We start from the raw sequence: 16,049 nt of genomic DNA, 5'->3' as shown, positions 1-16,049 counted from the left end.
CCAGTTATTATACAGATTAGATTGGATGATTTTATGCTATATTCATTTCTTATTGCCATTGTTCAACCATTCTTAAACCTAATCAATGGCAAAGCAAAAATTTATAATAAAGAAAATATACCTGACGGCAATTATATCATTGTTGCTCCCCATCGGACATGGATGGATCCGGTTTTAATTGCTCTTGCGATCTACCCCAAAAAATTTAGCTTTATGGCAAAGAAAGAGTTATTTAAGAACCCAATTGCTGCTTACTTTTTAAAAAAGTTAAATGCCTTCCCGGTTGACCGCAAGCATCCTGGCCCTTCAGCAATAAAAAAGCCAGTGCAAATCTTACGAAAAACTGATCTATCAACAATTATTTTTCCATCAGGCTCTCGTTATTCCAGTAAATTAAAGGGCGGTGCAACATTAATTGCCAAATTAGCAAACGTTCCGCTAGTTCCTGCAGTGTATCAAGGGCCTCTCAAATTTAGCGAATTATTCAAACGGCATCCCCGTCACATTGCCTTTGGAAAGCCAATTTATATTGACCGGAAGAACAAACTCGACGAAGAAAGTCAAGCTAAATTAGAGAGTGAAATGCAGCAATCATTTGATGAGTTAGATCACCAAATCAATCCTAATTATAAATACATCATGCCGCCTAAACCAAAAGACGATGATTTCTAAAGAAAAAGAAACCGGAAATTAAATTTCCGGTTTCTTTTTTATTTAAGATTACTTATTTGCTTTTTTGGCTTGTGCCTTCATGGTTTGCATCATTTGATGTAACTTTCGACTAGATGGCTTTTGGCCCATTTGCAACATCATCGTCCGCAACATTTCTTCACTAATAGGTGGATTATTGCGGAGATAGTTTTCCATGTAACGACGAGCACCAAAGAAACCGCCAACTAAACCGATTAGTAAGGCGAGGATTACCAATGAAATTGTTAATGCCACAACTACTTTCCTCCTTTTTTAGTTACTGTTCAATAGTACACGAAAGTAGTCGAATTGAAAAGGGCTAAACAAGGTTAATCATCACGTAATCCCTTTTTCCGTTGAATTTCACGAACCTTCTCTGGAGTAACCTCTTTACCATTATCATCAAAGATTCGCATCATTTCGATATTACTCCGCATTGCTTCACGGAAGTTCTTAAGGTACTCTTTCCGTAGCTTTGCTCGTTCCTTAGTTTCGGCCTCTGTTAGTCCTTCTTCCTTATTTTTATGAGCGAGTTCGTTAATTCGCTTTAATAATTTTTCTTGGTCTGTAGATTCAGCCATAATTATCTCCTCACCTTTCAGATATCCTTAATTTAACTATTTATCTTGATCTTAGCTAACTTAATAACTATTTTCAAGATATGTACTAACTTCTCCGCGAACGTACGTTTGAAAGTTGACGATTACTATGATATTCTAGACTTAATAATAATCTAGCCAAATGAGGTGTCAAAATGGCAAAAGCAGCAAGTCAAAAACAAATTGCCGTATTAAGTTGCATTTATAAACACGTTAAGGATCACGGGTACCCACCAACAGTCCGTGAAATCTGCGGAATCGTTGGGCTTTCCTCAACCTCCACTGTTCATTCTCACCTAAACAATCTAATCAAGGAAGGCTACTTACAAAAGGATCCCTCCAAGCCACGGGCACTTGAGATTACTAAACAGGGATTAGATCTCCTGGGAATTGAACCAGAGCAAAAAGAGATCCCAATGATCGGTGTTGTTACCGCAGGGCAGCCTATTTTAGCGGTAGAAGACACTACAGATTATTTTCCTTTACCACCTTCAATTAAAGATGCCTCTGGATTATTCATGTTAAAAATTCACGGCACCAGTATGATCAAAGCCGGAATTCTTGATGGTGATGACGTAATCGTTCGTAAGCAATCAACCGCTAAAGATGGCGAGATTGTAATTGCAATGACAAGTGATAATGAAGCTACTTGCAAACGGTTCTATAAAGAACCAGAAAACCACCGCTTCCGGCTTCAACCTGAGAACGATGCGATGGCGCCCATTTATCTGGATAACGTTACTATCCTTGGTAAGGTTATTGGTCTATACCGTGACCACATTTTCTAAACTTCCCTTTAATTAGCAATGTTTCTTTATTGAGGGTAGGAATGAACTAATAATTTTGTTCATTCCTGCCTTTTTTGTGATCGACAATCCACACCAAAAAGATCACAATCAAAATATCAGGCAACGTATTTCCTACGGGAAGATCTACTAACATCAAGCAGCGGTATACTATAAAACCAACTAGCCATAAGGCAAAATGATTCCAACTAATCCAACGATCCTTATTGTTAAGGCGAAGAACAAATCGATCCATAATCTGAATCGCAATCATTGGAGTAAAGACTGAGCTAATAATGTAAAGAAAGTTACTAAAATTATCCATCGGCAAAACGATTGCGCCAAGGCTACCAATACTAGTTACAATAATCGCTGTTAAACGTGAAGACCACTTAACCTTTAATGTTTGTGCAGAGACTCCTGCAGAATAGGCATCCATAAACGTTGTAGTGACTGTTGACAGGAGGACAATAATCAGGCCACTAATCCCAACGCCAGCACTAACCATTATTTTAGCAATATCTGTCTGCCCGGTTAATAAGGTTGCGCCAAGGCCGACAATTGCCATCCAACAGCTAATGACACCATAAGTGATTGCACTAACTCCACTCGCTTGGATCGGGTTTTGGGCAGCCGAAGTATAATCAGAAATTAAGGGAAGCCAGGATAGGGGCATCGAAACGGCTAATTCTAATCCTTGTCCAAATGATAATGCCCCTAAATGATTATTTACATGTGGTTCAGCAAAGATTAAATAGCACAACCAAACCGTTAAAAGTAATAAAGCAGTTAAGGCAACGGTGTTCAGCCATTTTAAGCGACGAATCCCGATAATTAACCACACTATGATTAGGAAGCCAATCAATCCGCACCATAGTGGTCGGCCCAATTTCCAAAGACCATTAGCCGCTAGCGAACCATCATAAATCATGATTCCCGTCCAGCCAATCAATTGTAAAACATTTAGACTAGCAAAAAAGATTCCACCAAATTGGCCAAAACTGATTTTTACCGATTCCATCGCACTAATCCGCAACTGGCCACCGATTATTCCAGCAAGAAACAGCAACCCACAGCCAATCAAATGACCTAAGATAATGGCCACTATTCCCTTGGCCATCCCCAATGGTGCTAAGTAAGTTCCTGTCAGGATCTCCGCAATTGATATTCCCGCGCCGCACCAAATCATTCCGTTTTCTACTAGTGATGTCTTATGTTGCATCAGTTCCACCATCCTTTTATTGATTAGCGAAACTTGATCTTGATAAAGAAAAATCGACCAGGCACCTACCTGATCGATTTTAAAATTCTTAACCGAATTCCCTCCGTTGGCATTATCCAAATCAGGTCCCATGGGTCGAAGATCACATCTTCCTCTCAGCCTGTTATACAAGCTCCCCGTTTGTGTTAATTATATTGTAACACTTTATTTCTTTTCCTGATAAATCCGTTTGTGCTCCTTTTGACCCTTTAATATAAACAGTGCTGGATCTGATTGCCAATCTAATTCAACATCATCCTGGTTCATCCCCAGCTGTGAGTTGAACTGCTTCTCATATTCAGCAATTGAAACCTGATGACGATTTGCTAGATCATCCTTAACGTCACTCAAGTATTTTTCAAAGTGAGGCTGAAGAATCCCACTGTAGAATTCACCTTCTGCTCCGGAACCGTAACTAAAAAGACCAATCCGGTCCCCAGGATTAACCTGACCATTTTGCAACAATGACATTACTCCAAGGTAAAGTGAACCAGTATAGAGGTTTCCTACCTCACGACAGTACTTTTGACTTGCGGTCAGCTGCTCACGCATTTTGTCAGCAACCGGTGATTGATTGTCCTTGAGAAGCACCTCCAATGCCTTCTTCCCCATCTTGGTAAATGGCAAATGGAAAGTTAAGGCAGCAAAATCATCTAATTGGCGTCCGGTCATTTGTTGATAGCGTTGCCAGCATTGGAGGAAAAAGTCAACGTAAACATTAGTCGAGTATTTGCCATCCACATTTGCTTCGGTTGCGTAAAGTGGCCGCCAAAAATCCATAACATCCTTTGTATATGAAACCGTAGTATCCTCAAGAGTCAAGATGTGAGGGTCAGCAGAAATCAACATTGCGATTGCCCCAGCCCCTTGGGTAACCTCACCAGGTGTTTTCAACCCATAACGAGCAATATCAGCTGCAATTACTAAGACTGTCGACTGAGCATTCATCGCAACTAATCCCTTAGCAAACTGAATCCCTGCCGTTGCCGAATAACAGGCTTCCTTTAGTTCAACTGCACGGGTAAAATCATCCAGTCCCAAAAGATGTTTGATATAAATGGCACTTGCTTTAGAATTATCAATCCCTGATTCAGTAGCAACAATCACAGTGGAAAGATGTTTTTTGTCATCTTTGGATAAAAGCTTCTTGGCAGCTGCTGCTCCTAAAGTAACAATATCTTGAGTTGGTGGAACAACTGCCTGCCGATCCTGACCAATTCCAATCGTGTACTTATCAGGCTCATCCCCCCGTTCACGAGCTAACTCGCGTAAATCAATATACTCGTCAGTAGTTGCAAATGCCATCTTATCAATTCCAATTTTCATTATTCTTCCCCCATTTGATCCATTGTTTGGTTTAATAAGTGATCAACAATAACATTGCCTTGGTTGTTTGCATGTCCCTTAGTCCATTGAAAATGTAGCTGCTTAAACTGTGGTAGTAATTGAATAACCTCTTGCCACAACTCTTGATTAGCCACTGGTGAACCACTACTAGTCTGCCAACCACGACGGGCCCAGCCATTAAGCCAGCCTTTCATGATCGGGTCTAGGACATAGTGTGAGTCAAGAACTGCAATAATTGGGTCCTCTTGTTTTCGGTTCTTTACTAAAATCTGGAGAGCATTCCGGAGCGCCATCAATTCCATCCGATTGTTTGTCGCACCAAACTCGCCACCAGTCTTGGTAAATTGCTGACCGCCCTTACTAATCAGCAGCGCCCAAGCTGCCTTATCGGTCTGCTTAACGTGTTGTCCCGGCTTATTGCCATGATTGCGTGAACCACCATCTGTATACAGGTAAATAATGTCTGGATCGTTCAGCCCGCCAGCATGATCTTTTGTTTGTCTTTTATTATCTCCAGCAAGCCACTCTTTAGCCAATGACTCGTTGGAAAAGCTTTTATACACTGCACCCGGATAACCATTAATTTCTTGCTGACATTCCGGCCAGCTAAGATAAATTCCTGGGTGCCGTCCTTTTCTAACTGCGTATATTTTACTCATATTTAACCTCAAAAAAGTAATACATTAATTATAACGAATTTAGTCGTAATGTGGAAAATGAAAAATCCCAGCATCATAAAATAATGCTAGGAAATTTCAAATCAAGCATGCCATAAATGGATCCCAACCCGCTTAAGGTCGCCCAAATCGAGATCATTCTTAATCATATAAACTGAGTCAAGATCAATAAAGCGAACATTAGCGTGAGCGTTAGCAAAGGCTGCCGCAGCGGCAATACTTTCAGGAGCCTCAATCATACTACCAACCATGCACAGAATCCCTGCACTTTCACACAACTGGTTAATCTTAGTTGCTTCGTAGATTCCCCCACACTTCATTAACTTAATGTTAACATAATCTGCTGCTCCATCTTTAATTACCCGTAAGGCATCCGCTGGTGTAAATACACTTTCATCCAGCATTAACGGGATGGTTGATTGCTGACGGAGCAAGGCTAAATCACGTAACTGATTTGCTGGAAGCGGCTGCTCAATAAAATCAAGGTTTAAATTTGCGTCAGCCAGCATTTTGAAAGCTAGCAAGGCTTGCTTATAACTCCACCCTTGATTAACATCAAGACGTAATGCAACGTCCGATCCGACAGCTTGAGCGATTTGCTTAACACTCTCCACATCCTCGTCAATGGAATGATCGCCAAGTTTAATCTTTAGTGCAGTAAACCCACGTTGAACCGTCTTCTTTGCCTGTTCCACCATTTCAGCTGGCTTACCGATGCTGATAGTATAGTCGGTCGCCATTGATTGCTTACTTCCGCCAAGCAAATGATTAAGTGAGACATGGTAGATTTGAGTTAACAGATCATAAATTGCAATATCAACCGCAGCTTTTGCTGGTCCATTTGCTACCACAGCAGTATGTAGTCGTTTCATCAGGGGTTCAATATTAGCCAAGGAAGAGCCAATTAGTCGCGGTGCAATCACCTCTTCAATAATTATCTTAAGGGTGTCAATATTATCACCCGTAACCACTTCATTCGGAGTTGCGGCACCGATACCGATCATACCGTTTTTCAAGGTTACCTTCACCCGGATTGCGTGGATTGCATTAACCGTATGAAGGTGAGTGATAAATGGCTGCTCCAGAGGTACCTCGACCACTTCAGTTGTTATTTTGGAAATCGTTAATTCATCTTTCATTAAAAGCACCTCGCACCTTTATCAATTTTAAGCAACTAAGGAGTATATTATGCATAAAAACCCGTTCATTATTTTATTAATCTTATCTTTTAGTCTAATCCTAAACATTGGCAATGCAAATGCTAAGCAACAACCCTTAAGAAATATCAACCACCAGCTTGCTGAAGACCTTGGGGACCATCAAAGTTATGCCGACAGCGATCCAGGAAATTATGATTATGCAAAATATATTCAGAGGATTTATTATCTTGATCGCAAAACAATTATCATTCAAGTCAAGCCGGGTTTTCAAAAAATGACCAAAAGCGACAAGACAAGCATCAGTAATCAAGCCTTCGCTCTTACCAGATCAGTTCAGTCAAATGATTGTAGTCATCCAGAAACGATCAAAGTTAAATGCAATAAGAAAGTAATTGGCCTTAAAAGGGCTACTCAAAAGAATTATCAATGGAAATAAACCGGTTAAATATAATTCACTTGCATCACTCAGAACAATTACTGCTAAAATTAACCTAAGAAGGTGAAAGTGTTGAATGAAAATCAACAAAAATTAATCAAGCTAAATAACGGGATTGAAATGCCGCAAATTGGTTTTGGAGTTTGGAAAATTCCGTTTAATCAAACCGCCAAAGTCGTTACTGACGCGATCAAAAATCACTATCGGTTAATTGATACTGCTAAACAATACGGAAATGAAGAACAGGTTGGTCAAGGAATTAAAGACTCAGGGATTGAGCAAAAGCAGCTTTTCCTTACTACCAAGATTTTCAACGGGGACCAAGGAGACTTCGATAAGCTTCGGAATGCCTTTAATGAGCAATTAAAGAAGCTTGGAACCGACCATGTTGATCTCCTCCTTCTTCACTGGTCCGTGTTTAATAAATATATTGAAAGCTGGCGAGCACTAGAGGCTATTTATAACGATGGTCAGGCGCGGGCAATTGGTGTTTGCAACTTTGACGTTGACCACCTCCAAAATTTAATGGATCATGCTAATATCATGCCAATGGTCAACCAAATTGAGTTCAACCCACGAATTCACCAACCGGATACCGTTGCTTTCTGTCAGGATAATCACATTCAATTAGAGGCTTGGTCACCGCTAGGCAATGGTCAACTACTAAATAGTCCAGTGATTAATAAGATTGCTAAGGAGCATGGGAAGTCACCAGCACAAGTGATCCTTCGCTGGGAGCTTCAGCAAGGCTTCATCGTTATCCCTAAATCGATTCATGAAGAACGGATGCGAGAAAATCGCGATGTCTATGATTTTGAATTAGACGCGGATGAAATGGAAGCAATTGCAATGCTCGATGAAGAAAGGCACTCAATCTGGTATGACAAATATAAGTGGTCTGGAAATCCAAATGGCCTTGATGATTACATTGCTAAGCCAGGCGAATTTTAGCAATTTGAATAATTAAAAGCAGACAAGGGATTGAATTGGCTGACGATCACTTGCCTGCTTTACTTTTAAAGTGCTGTTAAGATTGCGAGGTAAACACAAGTTACTAAGAATAGGAGCAGAATGAATTTATAGACCCATTTCCAATAGATCGTAATTGGGATCCGTGAAAGAGCGAGGGCGCCAACTAGCATTCCAGCAGTCGGTGTAATTGCAGTAATTAATCCCGTAGCAGCCTGGTAAGAAGTAACCAATACACTCCCGTCAACGTGGGCAAATTGAGCCAACGAGCCCATAATCCCCATCGTTGCTGCGGCTAGGCCTGAACTTGATGGGATAAGGAACGAAAGAATAATAAAGAAGACAAAGGCCAAGATAATAAAAGCAGCTTTAGGCATTCCCGCTAAAGAAAGTTCACCCCAATGAAGGATTGTTCCGGTAATCTTACCGTTATTCATAACAACCTGGATCCCCCGAGCAACCGCAACAATAATGGCAACATTCAGTAAATCACTCATTCCGCTCATAAAGGAATTGATAAATTCATTTTCTTTAATGTGACCAACAAACATAATGACGACCGACATAAATAAGAACAGCATCGTAATTTCGTTAAAGTACCAACTACCCAATGCCGTCATATCAGCACCTAAAAAGTCACCGAAGAACGGAATTTGGGTTAGCCATTTAGTAAAGCTTTCAAAGAAGGTCCAGGACTTATTAATACTTGTCCAAGGAACCAACCCCACAATCATAATGATAAACGTTAAAGCAAAAACCCAGAGGACGTGTTTTTGAACCTTAGTTAACGGTTGTGGTTTTGTCGTCCGCTGATCAACTTCAAAGAACTTCATATCTTCTTTTCGTTGTGAATAAACTAATGACTTCGTTGGATCCTTCTTGATCTTGTCAGCATAACGTAACACGAAAGCAATCGTTAAGGCGGTAACAATGATTAATAGGATGATCCGGGAACCAAGTCCTGATCCAGGAGAAATTTTAATGATACCAGAAGCGACTCCGGTGGAGAACGGGTTAACTGTTGATGCTAAATCACCAACCCGAGTTCCGAGCAGAATAATTCCAGCAGCAACGAGTGAATCATAGCCGACTCCCATCATGATTGGAACGATCAGCGGGAAAAATGCGAGGGTTTCTTCACCCATTCCATAAGTTGAACCACCGATCGCAAAGATAATTGTCAAGACAATAATCAACCGTTTTTCGTGTCCCTTAGAATTTTCCACAATGGAACGAATACCGTCGTCCAAGGCTCCAGTCTTATTAACGACACCCAGAAAGCCACCAATAACCAGAATAAAAAGGGCAATATCAATCGCACCAGTAGTTGCCTTATCACCAATCATTCCAATAACTGGTGCCATAAAGATGTCCCAAATTCCTTGCGGGTGACTAGCAACCGTGTGATAGGTCCCAGAGATCATATTTCCCGCGCTATTAACCTTGTATTCCCCAGCCGGGATAATCCAGGTCAAAATAGCGATTAAAGCAATCAACAAGAAGAGAATTGTAAAGGCCGAGGGCATATGAAACCGATGCTTCTTCTGTACTTTTTTCTCCATAAGCTCACCTACTTTGCAAAGAATTCTTTAGCTACTTGTTTATAGAATTCGATTGACTTATAAAAAGTTTCAACATTGACGAATTCATCAGTTTGGTGTTGCGTATTGTTTCCTGGTCCAATTTCTGCAATTGCAAAGTCACCTTTTCCATGGAGAAATTCTGATCCATCACTTGCTCCAGATTGGCCAATTGCCTTTACAGAACGATCCTTAAATATTTCACCATGAACCTTTTCCATCAGCTTAATCAATGGAGCATTCTTGTCTCCCGGCATCGCTTCTTCCGGAAAACTATAACGAATACTTAAATCATAGCCATCCTTTTGATTCAACTTCTCTACCAGATCATTTAAGGCAGCAAAGACGACCTTATTCGGGTATTCAGGGATTGTTCGAATATTTCCCTTAATAATTGCCTTATCAGGAACGGAATTAATCTGTGAACCACCCTGGAAAACGGATTGAACATGGGTCAGCTTACCCAAAATTGGGTTTTCCTGATCAAACTGAGCCATTAATGGCTTTACCTGGGTTGCAAAATCAATCAGGTGATCAATTGCATTGATTCCCTTTTCCGGTTGAGAACTATGAGCCTGTTTTCCAACTGAGGTAACAATATAATCAATGACTCCCTTTGACGTGTAACCGATCTCAGTCATATCATTCCCTGGTTCAGCAATGATTAGACCAGCTAACCCATCCGCATAACCTTCTTTAGTGAGCTGGGCCGCACCATACTCACCTGTTTCTTCACCAACCGTACAAAGTAACCTAATTTTCCCGGGAACTGAATTATCTTCGAGCATCTCCAGCATACTGATAATTAAAGCAGCTAACCCACTCTTCATATCAGAAGCTCCACGACCATATAAATTGCCATCTTTTATCGTTGCTTGGAATGGATCCGTCTGCCAATCGGATTCATCCCCAGCAGAAACCACATCTTCATGACCAGAGAAGCCCAAAATCTGGTCACCAGAACCAATTGTCACTACCAAATTATCTCGTCCCGGAGCGTATTGAACCCGATCAATCTGAACTCCCTGATCTTGATATGGCGCAAAAAGTGATTCGATATAGTCAGCCACTTCACTCTCGTTATCGTTTACTGACTTAATACTGATTAACTTCGCTAGAATATCAATTTGCTTCTGCTTTTCCATGATGACCCCTCCTAAAAAATATCCGTCAATATAATCGTTTACAATAAAATCATATCATACAACTGATATTCATATAACACTAAAATCATTCGTTATTAATGAATAATAATACATTATATTAAATATATCAAAATAAATATGCAATTAAATAAGTTGCTTAACATTAAGACTTAGCCAACAGAGGAGTTCCAACCATAAAGTCACAAGGTTAATCACCTTTTATCATCAATTAAGTTTGTTTTATCTATTATTTAGTGATAACATTAACATGTAAGCGATTACAAATAAATTAATGTTGGTTTTTATATAGAAAGGGTGTTTCTTTATGGGTGAACTAGAAGGCAAAATTGCAATTGTAACTGGTGCGGCTAAGGGGTTCGGTCTTGCAAGTACCAAGGCCTTCATTGATGAAGGAGCCAAGGTTGTCATGACTGACGTTGATGATGCTGAAGGGCAAAAGCAGGCTGAACAATTTGGTGATAAGGCCATTTTCATCAAGCAAGATGTTTCCGATGAGTCTTCATGGCCAGAAGTATTTAAGAAAGCTGAAGAAACTTTTGGCCCAGTGAATGTTTTGCTGAATAACGCTGGAATCCTGCTGTTCGATAATGCTGAAGACGTTAAGATGGAAGACTTCCACAAGATTCTTTCCGTTGACCTTGATGGGGTTATGCTTGGTCAAAAATATGCCATCAAGCACATGAAGAAGAATGGTGGATCAATCATTAACCTCTGCTCAATCGCTGGATTAATCGGGATTCCAAACCTCTTCTCTTACAACGCCGCTAAGGGTGCCGTTCGACTAATCACTAAGTCTGCCGCCCTATACTGCTGTGACAAGAACTATCCAATTCGGATCAATTCTGTTCACCCTGGTTATGCTCATACACCAATGGTTGACGCTTACCCAGAAATGCGGACCAGCCTTGAAGCATTACACCCAATGGGTCGGCTCGGTGACGCAGATGAAATCGCCAATATGTGCGTATTCCTCGCCTCTGACCGTTCTTCATTCAGTACTGGTTCTGAATTTGTTACTGACGGTGGTTACACTGCTCAATAAAAATAGCTCCTCAGTTTTTAGCCATTAATACCAAATAAGCTGTCACTTAGATCGATTGACCTAGGTGACAACTTTTTCTGCTCCAGTGCTTTCCTATAAGAAGGTGGAATGCTGTGAAATGAGGATTTGAGAAAGCTCTTATAATAATTAGATTCCCCACTAATATGATATAGTAGAGATACGGATTAGGAGGAATGTAATTATGTTAAAGGCTTACAAATATTATTGGGAAAACGCATTTAAATACCAGGCCACCTCAACCCGGGCGGATTACTGGTGGGCAGTGTTAATGAACGTCATTATTTATGCTATTTTATGGCTTCTACTAGCCGCTTCCGGTGTTTCATCAATTGGCTCCCTGGTAAACGGGACAACCCAAGGACTGGGGATGGTACTAATCATCGTAGTTATCATGGGAGTTTTCGGGTTTGCTAATATCTTTCCCGCAATTTCAATCACTGTTCGTCGGCTTCGGGATGTCGGCCTTTCCGGTTGGTTCCTATTTGCCGTTTGGCTCTTTTCAGTTGTTTTAGGAAACGTTGATAACGCATTTTTCGAAGGACTGATGGCTGCTTTAGAAATCGTTGTGTTAGTCTTCATGTGCTTACCAAGCAACTATATTAATAAACAAGGCTGGTGGAGTCCAAACAAGGATAATGATCAAGAGATTCCTAGTTTACGGAACGAAAATTAATTTAAGAATGAACCCAAGCGTTAAGAAAAATGGCGCTTGGGTTTTGTTTTAAGGTTGATTCATGTAAAGATGATTTAGGCGACGGACACCCTCACTCGGCATTACCATCTAAAAGGGAGTCGTGAAAAGCTTTCAACTAACACAAGGGAAGAATTAAAATTAAAGCGTTTTCTACCCATTTTCTACTACTTCGTGCAATAATAAACATGTTGATAGATAACTTTGCTAATCATAAAAGGAGATCTTAGTATGGTTGAAGAACAAAAAGTCGCTGTTATTACTGGTAGTAGTCGTGGCATTGGTAAAGGAATTGCTGAACAGCTCGGTAAGGATGGCTATGCAATGGTTATTAATGGCTACCATAAAGACGAAACCGATAAAACTACTAAGGAATTAGCTGATAAGGGATTTAAGGTTGTTTCTGCGCCAGGTGATGTTTCCAAGAAGAGTACTCACGAAATGCTTGTTAAGACAGCCGTTGATAACTTTGGTCGTCTTGATACTTACATTAATAATGCAGGGATTGCTCAAATTGGCAACTTACTTGACGAATCTGCAGAAGACTTCCATAAGATCTATGCAACAAATGTTGACAGTGTTCTCTTTGGCATTCAAGCAGCTGCCGAACAATTTAAGAAGCAAGATGATGGCGATAAAATTCGTAAGATTATCAACGCTTCAAGTATTGCTGGACATATCGGTTATGAACAACTCGGTGCCTACTCTTCAACTAAGTTTGCTATCCGTGGCTTAACTCAAGTTGCTGCTAAAGAATTAGCTAAGTTTAACATCACCGTTAATGCATATTGCCCTGGTATCGTTGGTACTGATATGTGGGACTTCATCGACGAAAAGATGGTGGAAGAAAATGGCGGTGAAAAGGGTCAATACCTAAAGGCTGCCATTGACGGAATCGCTCTTGGTCGTGTTGAGCACCCATCAGATGTTGCCAACTTTGTATCTTACCTTGCTTCAACCAAGTCCGACTACATGACCGGTCAAGCAGTCCAAATCGACGGTGGGGTTCAATTTATTTAATTAAGTTTTACGGATGCGTCTCCATAGAATTTTAAATATTACAATAGCGGCTTGATTACAGAATTTTTCTGTGATCAAGCCACTTTCTATTTGTATAAGCACGATTTAAAATTTAATTACTACTAATTCCGAAACTCCTTCGTAGATCCCAAATAATTAGAATCAATCCCTAACCATTTTTCATTAATTTTTCGAAGAGTCCCGTCTTTTTGCAAAACACCAAGAGCATAATTAATCTTTCTTACTAATGTGCGATCACCTTTTCGCATCCCCACAGCAACCCGATCCTGAGGAAAAACATCACCACCAATGAGCTTATATTGGTTAGTCTTAGCTAAATTTTTCGCATAATAACCAGCATAAATCGTTCCGGCAAGAACTCCTTGTGTCCGTCCTGCTTTTAAATCCATAAAGGCAGAGTTGTTATCCTGATAGATGATTGGCGACCCGCTAATATACCTTTTTAGCAACTGTGGGTACTTATTGAAGTCAGTAAAAGCTGTCGAGCCTTCTTGAAGACCAAGCTTTTTCCCCTGCATATCCTTGAAGCTATTAATTCCCGAGTTCTTTTTAACAACCAGTGACTGTCCAGAACGTTCGTAAACCCGGCTAAAGGCTTCCTTTTTCTGCCGTTCTGGAGTTGCGGTATAGCCATTCCAAATCACATCAATTGTTCCATTCTTTAATTCGGTTTCTTTCATTGACCAGTCGATTGATTGAAAGTTAGCCTTTAACCCGAGCACTTTGCAGACTGCACGTGAAAGATCAACGTCATAACCAACTAATTTCCCGTTTTTCTGCCGAAAGTCCATTGGCACAAAGCTATCATCAACCCCGATATTGAGCTGGCCTGATTTTTTAATCCGTGACCATTGATCAACGTGATTAGCACGGTAATTAGGGTTAGCGGACTTTTTGCAGCCAGCAATTGGTAATAAAGCAATCATTATGGCTAATGTAATTAGTGCGCGAATAAATCGTTGTGTTCTCATGACTATTTCCCTCCTAAATAAAAAAAGCCCTCCAAAGCATCATTGCTTTAGAGGACGCGAATGCGCGGTTCCACCCCACTTTTCGATTACCTCACGATAACCGACTCACTAAGTTCGTTGATTAAACAAAAAACGCCTTCGCTACCACATTAATGGTAACGAGGGCGTTGCCGCGGTCCCACCTCGTCATTACTGCTTCTTCACAAAAACAGCCTTACTAAGTTCAATCAATAAACTCTTGGCGATAACGGGCTCCCCGGTCATTCCTACTCATTTCAGAAATTCAACTAGCAGATGTGTTTCCTAGAGTCATTTGGTTAGCATTCCATCAATCGCTAACTCTCTAAACAAATTTTCCTAGTACTAATTCTGTTGATCGTTTTTAAATATTAATTATTACTATAGTCTGATTTCTTATAAAGTCAACAGATTTATTAAAATTAAATTAGAAATCTTTCAGCAACTTGTTGATAAATCGTCGGTGCCTGGAGAAAATCATCAATTGAAAGGTGTTCGTTAATCTGGTGAGATTGGCGATCATCCCCTGGCCCATACTCAACAAACGAAAACGGCCTTTCAGCTAACGAATACCGAGAAGCATCGGTTGCCCCGTGAGAAACAATCACTTTTGGCTTACTTCCCTTGGTAGCCGCAACCGCATCACTAACAAGATTGATGAACGGATCATGCGGATCAGTTACGACTGGCGCAAAGCTAGCAACTACTTTAAGGCGTAGCTGAGCACCCTGCTTATTCAGCTGATCAATAATCTTTTGCAATCGTGCTTGCGTCTCTTCATTATCACATTCAGGAACTGTCCGCACATTTCCCTTCAAGTAAGCATAATCCGGAATCGAATTTAACTGCTCACCACCGTGGAAGACAGTTACCGAGTGAATCACCTTACCAAGAACGGGACTCGGTTGAGTATCAGCAAAGGCAGTTCGTTCACCATCAATAAATCGTGCCAAGTTTGCTACCGCGTTAATGCCTAAATCAGGACGTGAACTGTGCGCCGTCTTACCAAATGATTCAATTTCATAATCAAACGAACCACAGTGAGCATACTCAAGCTGGTTTGAGCTTGCCTCACCCATGACCATGGCATCCAAATCATCAGCGTATCCTTTTTGCGTTAACAGCATCGATCCCTGACCACCAACTTCTTCATCAACCGAAAGGAGCAAACGAACTTTACCATGTTTGGGCAGTCCTGCTTCCTTCATTTGAATTAAGCTAATGACCATCGCTGTTAGACCGCCTTTCATGTCCACCGAGCCACGACCGTAAATATTACCATTGACGATTTCTCCTGAGAAAGGCGGGTATTTCCATTTTGCTGGATCACCGGTTGCTACCGTATCCATGTGACCTGCAAAAGCCAGCACTTTTCCCGGTTGATTACCGATCTCAGCTACTAAGCATGTCCGATTATCCGCAAACTTAACCAATTGACTATCAATATGATGTTGTGCAAGCACCTCTTTCAAATATTCGGCCAAAGGTTGTTCATTGCCATTAACGGTATTAAACTGAATTACCTTTTGTAATAAGGCAATTTTTGCTTGGTCATCCATCTTCCCACTCCTTTCTCATTAATTTTTAATATTAAA

Annotated in this window: 17 protein-coding genes, 1 riboswitch and 1 other annotated feature; of the genes, 7 read left to right on the top strand and 10 right to left on the bottom strand. The window is 40.6% G+C overall.

Features of this window, described 5'->3' with window-relative positions:
* The first annotated feature begins 33 nt into the window (after positions 1-33).
* Entirely contained in the window at positions 34-672 is a 639-nt protein-coding gene (locus tag N4627_RS03845; RefSeq protein WP_040531084.1) for a lysophospholipid acyltransferase family protein, read from the top strand.
* 48 nt (positions 673-720) lie between these two features.
* Here N4627_RS03845 and N4627_RS03840 read toward each other — a convergent pair whose 3' ends face one another.
* Together N4627_RS03840 and N4627_RS03835 are read right to left on the bottom strand one after the other, a co-directional pair.
* Positions 721-945 carry a YneF family protein gene (locus tag N4627_RS03840; RefSeq protein WP_003716917.1) on the bottom strand — a complete coding sequence of 75 codons (225 nt, stop codon included), beginning with the start codon at positions 943-945 and terminating at the stop codon, positions 721-723.
* Positions 946-1,019: 74 nt separating this feature from the next.
* Positions 1,020-1,271: a DUF896 domain-containing protein gene (locus N4627_RS03835; RefSeq protein ID WP_003716916.1), complete on the bottom strand. Its 252-nt coding sequence runs from the start codon at positions 1,269-1,271 to the stop codon at positions 1,020-1,022.
* Positions 1,272-1,444: 173 nt separating this feature from the next.
* Here N4627_RS03835 and lexA point away from each other — a divergent pair, with 173 nt between their 5' ends.
* Entirely contained in the window at positions 1,445-2,077 is a 633-nt protein-coding gene (lexA, locus tag N4627_RS03830) for a transcriptional repressor LexA (protein WP_098044635.1), read from the top strand.
* 46 nt (positions 2,078-2,123) lie between these two features.
* Here lexA and cytX read toward each other — a convergent pair whose 3' ends face one another.
* From cytX to N4627_RS03810, 4 genes are all read right to left on the bottom strand, one after another.
* Complete coding sequence (gene cytX, locus N4627_RS03825) at positions 2,124-3,296, bottom strand: putative hydroxymethylpyrimidine transporter CytX (RefSeq protein WP_260965033.1); 1,173 nt, start codon at positions 3,294-3,296, stop codon at positions 2,124-2,126.
* An 80-nt stretch (positions 3,297-3,376) separates the two neighbouring features.
* A riboswitch (TPP riboswitch) is annotated at positions 3,377-3,485 on the bottom strand.
* A 15-nt stretch (positions 3,486-3,500) separates the two neighbouring features.
* Positions 3,501-4,661, bottom strand: a complete 1,161-nt coding sequence (locus N4627_RS03820) for a hydroxymethylglutaryl-CoA synthase (protein WP_098044636.1) — start codon at positions 4,659-4,661, stop codon at positions 3,501-3,503.
* Positions 4,661-5,341, bottom strand: coding sequence for a ribonuclease H family protein (locus N4627_RS03815; RefSeq protein ID WP_003716913.1), 681 nt, complete (start codon positions 5,339-5,341; stop codon positions 4,661-4,663). The genes N4627_RS03820 and N4627_RS03815 overlap by 1 nt, the downstream gene beginning before the upstream one ends.
* Positions 5,342-5,442: 101 nt before the next feature.
* The gene (locus N4627_RS03810) at positions 5,443-6,498 is read right to left on the bottom strand and encodes a dipeptide epimerase (protein ID WP_260965032.1); all 1,056 of its coding nucleotides are present in this window, start codon (positions 6,496-6,498) and stop codon (positions 5,443-5,445) included.
* Positions 6,499-6,547: 49 nt separating this feature from the next.
* Here N4627_RS03810 and N4627_RS03805 point away from each other — a divergent pair, with 49 nt between their 5' ends.
* Together N4627_RS03805 and N4627_RS03800 are read left to right on the top strand one after the other, a co-directional pair.
* Positions 6,548-6,955: a hypothetical protein gene (locus N4627_RS03805; protein WP_003716911.1), complete on the top strand. Its 408-nt coding sequence runs from the start codon at positions 6,548-6,550 to the stop codon at positions 6,953-6,955.
* Between the two features lie 120 nt (positions 6,956-7,075).
* Positions 7,076-7,906: an aldo/keto reductase gene (locus tag N4627_RS03800; protein WP_260965072.1), complete on the top strand. Its 831-nt coding sequence runs from the start codon at positions 7,076-7,078 to the stop codon at positions 7,904-7,906.
* A 65-nt stretch (positions 7,907-7,971) separates the two neighbouring features.
* On the opposite strand, the gene N4627_RS03795 is transcribed toward N4627_RS03800, so the two are convergent.
* Positions 7,972-9,486, bottom strand: coding sequence for a YfcC family protein (locus N4627_RS03795; RefSeq protein ID WP_098044637.1), 1,515 nt, complete (start codon positions 9,484-9,486; stop codon positions 7,972-7,974).
* 8 nt (positions 9,487-9,494) lie between these two features.
* Positions 9,495-10,649, bottom strand: a complete 1,155-nt coding sequence (locus N4627_RS03790) for an ArgE/DapE family deacylase (RefSeq protein WP_098044638.1) — start codon at positions 10,647-10,649, stop codon at positions 9,495-9,497.
* A gap of 325 nt (positions 10,650-10,974) precedes the next feature.
* Here N4627_RS03790 and N4627_RS03785 point away from each other — a divergent pair, with 325 nt between their 5' ends.
* From N4627_RS03785 to N4627_RS03775, 3 genes are all read left to right on the top strand, one after another.
* Positions 10,975-11,712, top strand: coding sequence for a glucose 1-dehydrogenase (locus N4627_RS03785; RefSeq protein WP_003716907.1), 738 nt, complete (start codon positions 10,975-10,977; stop codon positions 11,710-11,712).
* Positions 11,713-11,914: 202 nt separating this feature from the next.
* A complete protein-coding gene (locus N4627_RS03780; RefSeq protein WP_098044639.1) occupies positions 11,915-12,406 on the top strand; it encodes a DUF805 domain-containing protein in 492 nt (163 codons plus the stop codon).
* A gap of 249 nt (positions 12,407-12,655) precedes the next feature.
* The gene (locus N4627_RS03775; protein WP_003716905.1) at positions 12,656-13,444 is read left to right on the top strand and encodes an acetoin reductase; all 789 of its coding nucleotides are present in this window, start codon (positions 12,656-12,658) and stop codon (positions 13,442-13,444) included.
* Positions 13,445-13,566: 122 nt separating this feature from the next.
* Here N4627_RS03775 and N4627_RS03770 read toward each other — a convergent pair whose 3' ends face one another.
* On the bottom strand, positions 13,567-14,391 hold the full coding sequence (locus N4627_RS03770; RefSeq protein WP_224758368.1) for an amino acid ABC transporter substrate-binding protein: 825 nt from the start codon (positions 14,389-14,391) through the stop codon (positions 13,567-13,569).
* A gap of 92 nt (positions 14,392-14,483) precedes the next feature.
* Positions 14,484-14,822 (bottom strand) — a binding site (T-box leader).
* 54 nt (positions 14,823-14,876) lie between these two features.
* Entirely contained in the window at positions 14,877-16,013 is a 1,137-nt protein-coding gene (locus N4627_RS03765) for an ArgE/DapE family deacylase (protein WP_260965031.1), read from the bottom strand.
* Positions 16,014-16,049 lie beyond the last annotated feature (36 nt).

The organism is Limosilactobacillus vaginalis (assembly GCF_025311515.1).
Taxonomy (GTDB): domain Bacteria; phylum Bacillota; class Bacilli; order Lactobacillales; family Lactobacillaceae; genus Limosilactobacillus; species Limosilactobacillus vaginalis.
This window is presented reverse-complemented; position numbering and strand designations above follow the sequence as displayed.

Bases quoted from the DNA above. Each gene is read 5' to 3' on its own strand.
- N4627_RS03800 (WP_260965072.1), top strand. From the start codon at position 7,076: ATGCCGCAAATTGGTTTTGGAGTTTGGAAAATTCCGTTTAATCAAACC.
- N4627_RS03780 (WP_098044639.1), top strand. From the start codon at position 11,915: ATGTTAAAGGCTTACAAATATTATTGGGAAAACGCATTTAAATACCAG.
- N4627_RS03805 (WP_003716911.1), top strand. From the start codon at position 6,548: ATGCATAAAAACCCGTTCATTATTTTATTAATCTTATCTTTTAGTCTA.
- N4627_RS03810 (WP_260965032.1), bottom strand. From the start codon at position 6,498: ATGAAAGATGAATTAACGATTTCCAAAATAACAACTGAAGTGGTCGAG.
- N4627_RS03795 (WP_098044637.1), bottom strand. From the start codon at position 9,486: ATGGAGAAAAAAGTACAGAAGAAGCATCGGTTTCATATGCCCTCGGCC.
- N4627_RS03785 (WP_003716907.1), top strand. From the start codon at position 10,975: ATGGGTGAACTAGAAGGCAAAATTGCAATTGTAACTGGTGCGGCTAAG.
- lexA (WP_098044635.1), top strand. From the start codon at position 1,445: ATGGCAAAAGCAGCAAGTCAAAAACAAATTGCCGTATTAAGTTGCATT.
- N4627_RS03845 (WP_040531084.1), top strand. From the start codon at position 34: ATGCTATATTCATTTCTTATTGCCATTGTTCAACCATTCTTAAACCTA.
- N4627_RS03765 (WP_260965031.1), bottom strand. From the start codon at position 16,013: ATGGATGACCAAGCAAAAATTGCCTTATTACAAAAGGTAATTCAGTTT.
- cytX (WP_260965033.1), bottom strand. From the start codon at position 3,296: ATGCAACATAAGACATCACTAGTAGAAAACGGAATGATTTGGTGCGGC.
- N4627_RS03790 (WP_098044638.1), bottom strand. From the start codon at position 10,649: ATGGAAAAGCAGAAGCAAATTGATATTCTAGCGAAGTTAATCAGTATT.
- N4627_RS03820 (WP_098044636.1), bottom strand. From the start codon at position 4,661: ATGAAAATTGGAATTGATAAGATGGCATTTGCAACTACTGACGAGTAT.
- N4627_RS03815 (WP_003716913.1), bottom strand. From the start codon at position 5,341: ATGAGTAAAATATACGCAGTTAGAAAAGGACGGCACCCAGGAATTTAT.
- N4627_RS03770 (WP_224758368.1), bottom strand. From the start codon at position 14,391: ATGATTGCTTTATTACCAATTGCTGGCTGCAAAAAGTCCGCTAACCCT.
- N4627_RS03775 (WP_003716905.1), top strand. From the start codon at position 12,656: ATGGTTGAAGAACAAAAAGTCGCTGTTATTACTGGTAGTAGTCGTGGC.
- N4627_RS03835 (WP_003716916.1), bottom strand. From the start codon at position 1,271: ATGGCTGAATCTACAGACCAAGAAAAATTATTAAAGCGAATTAACGAA.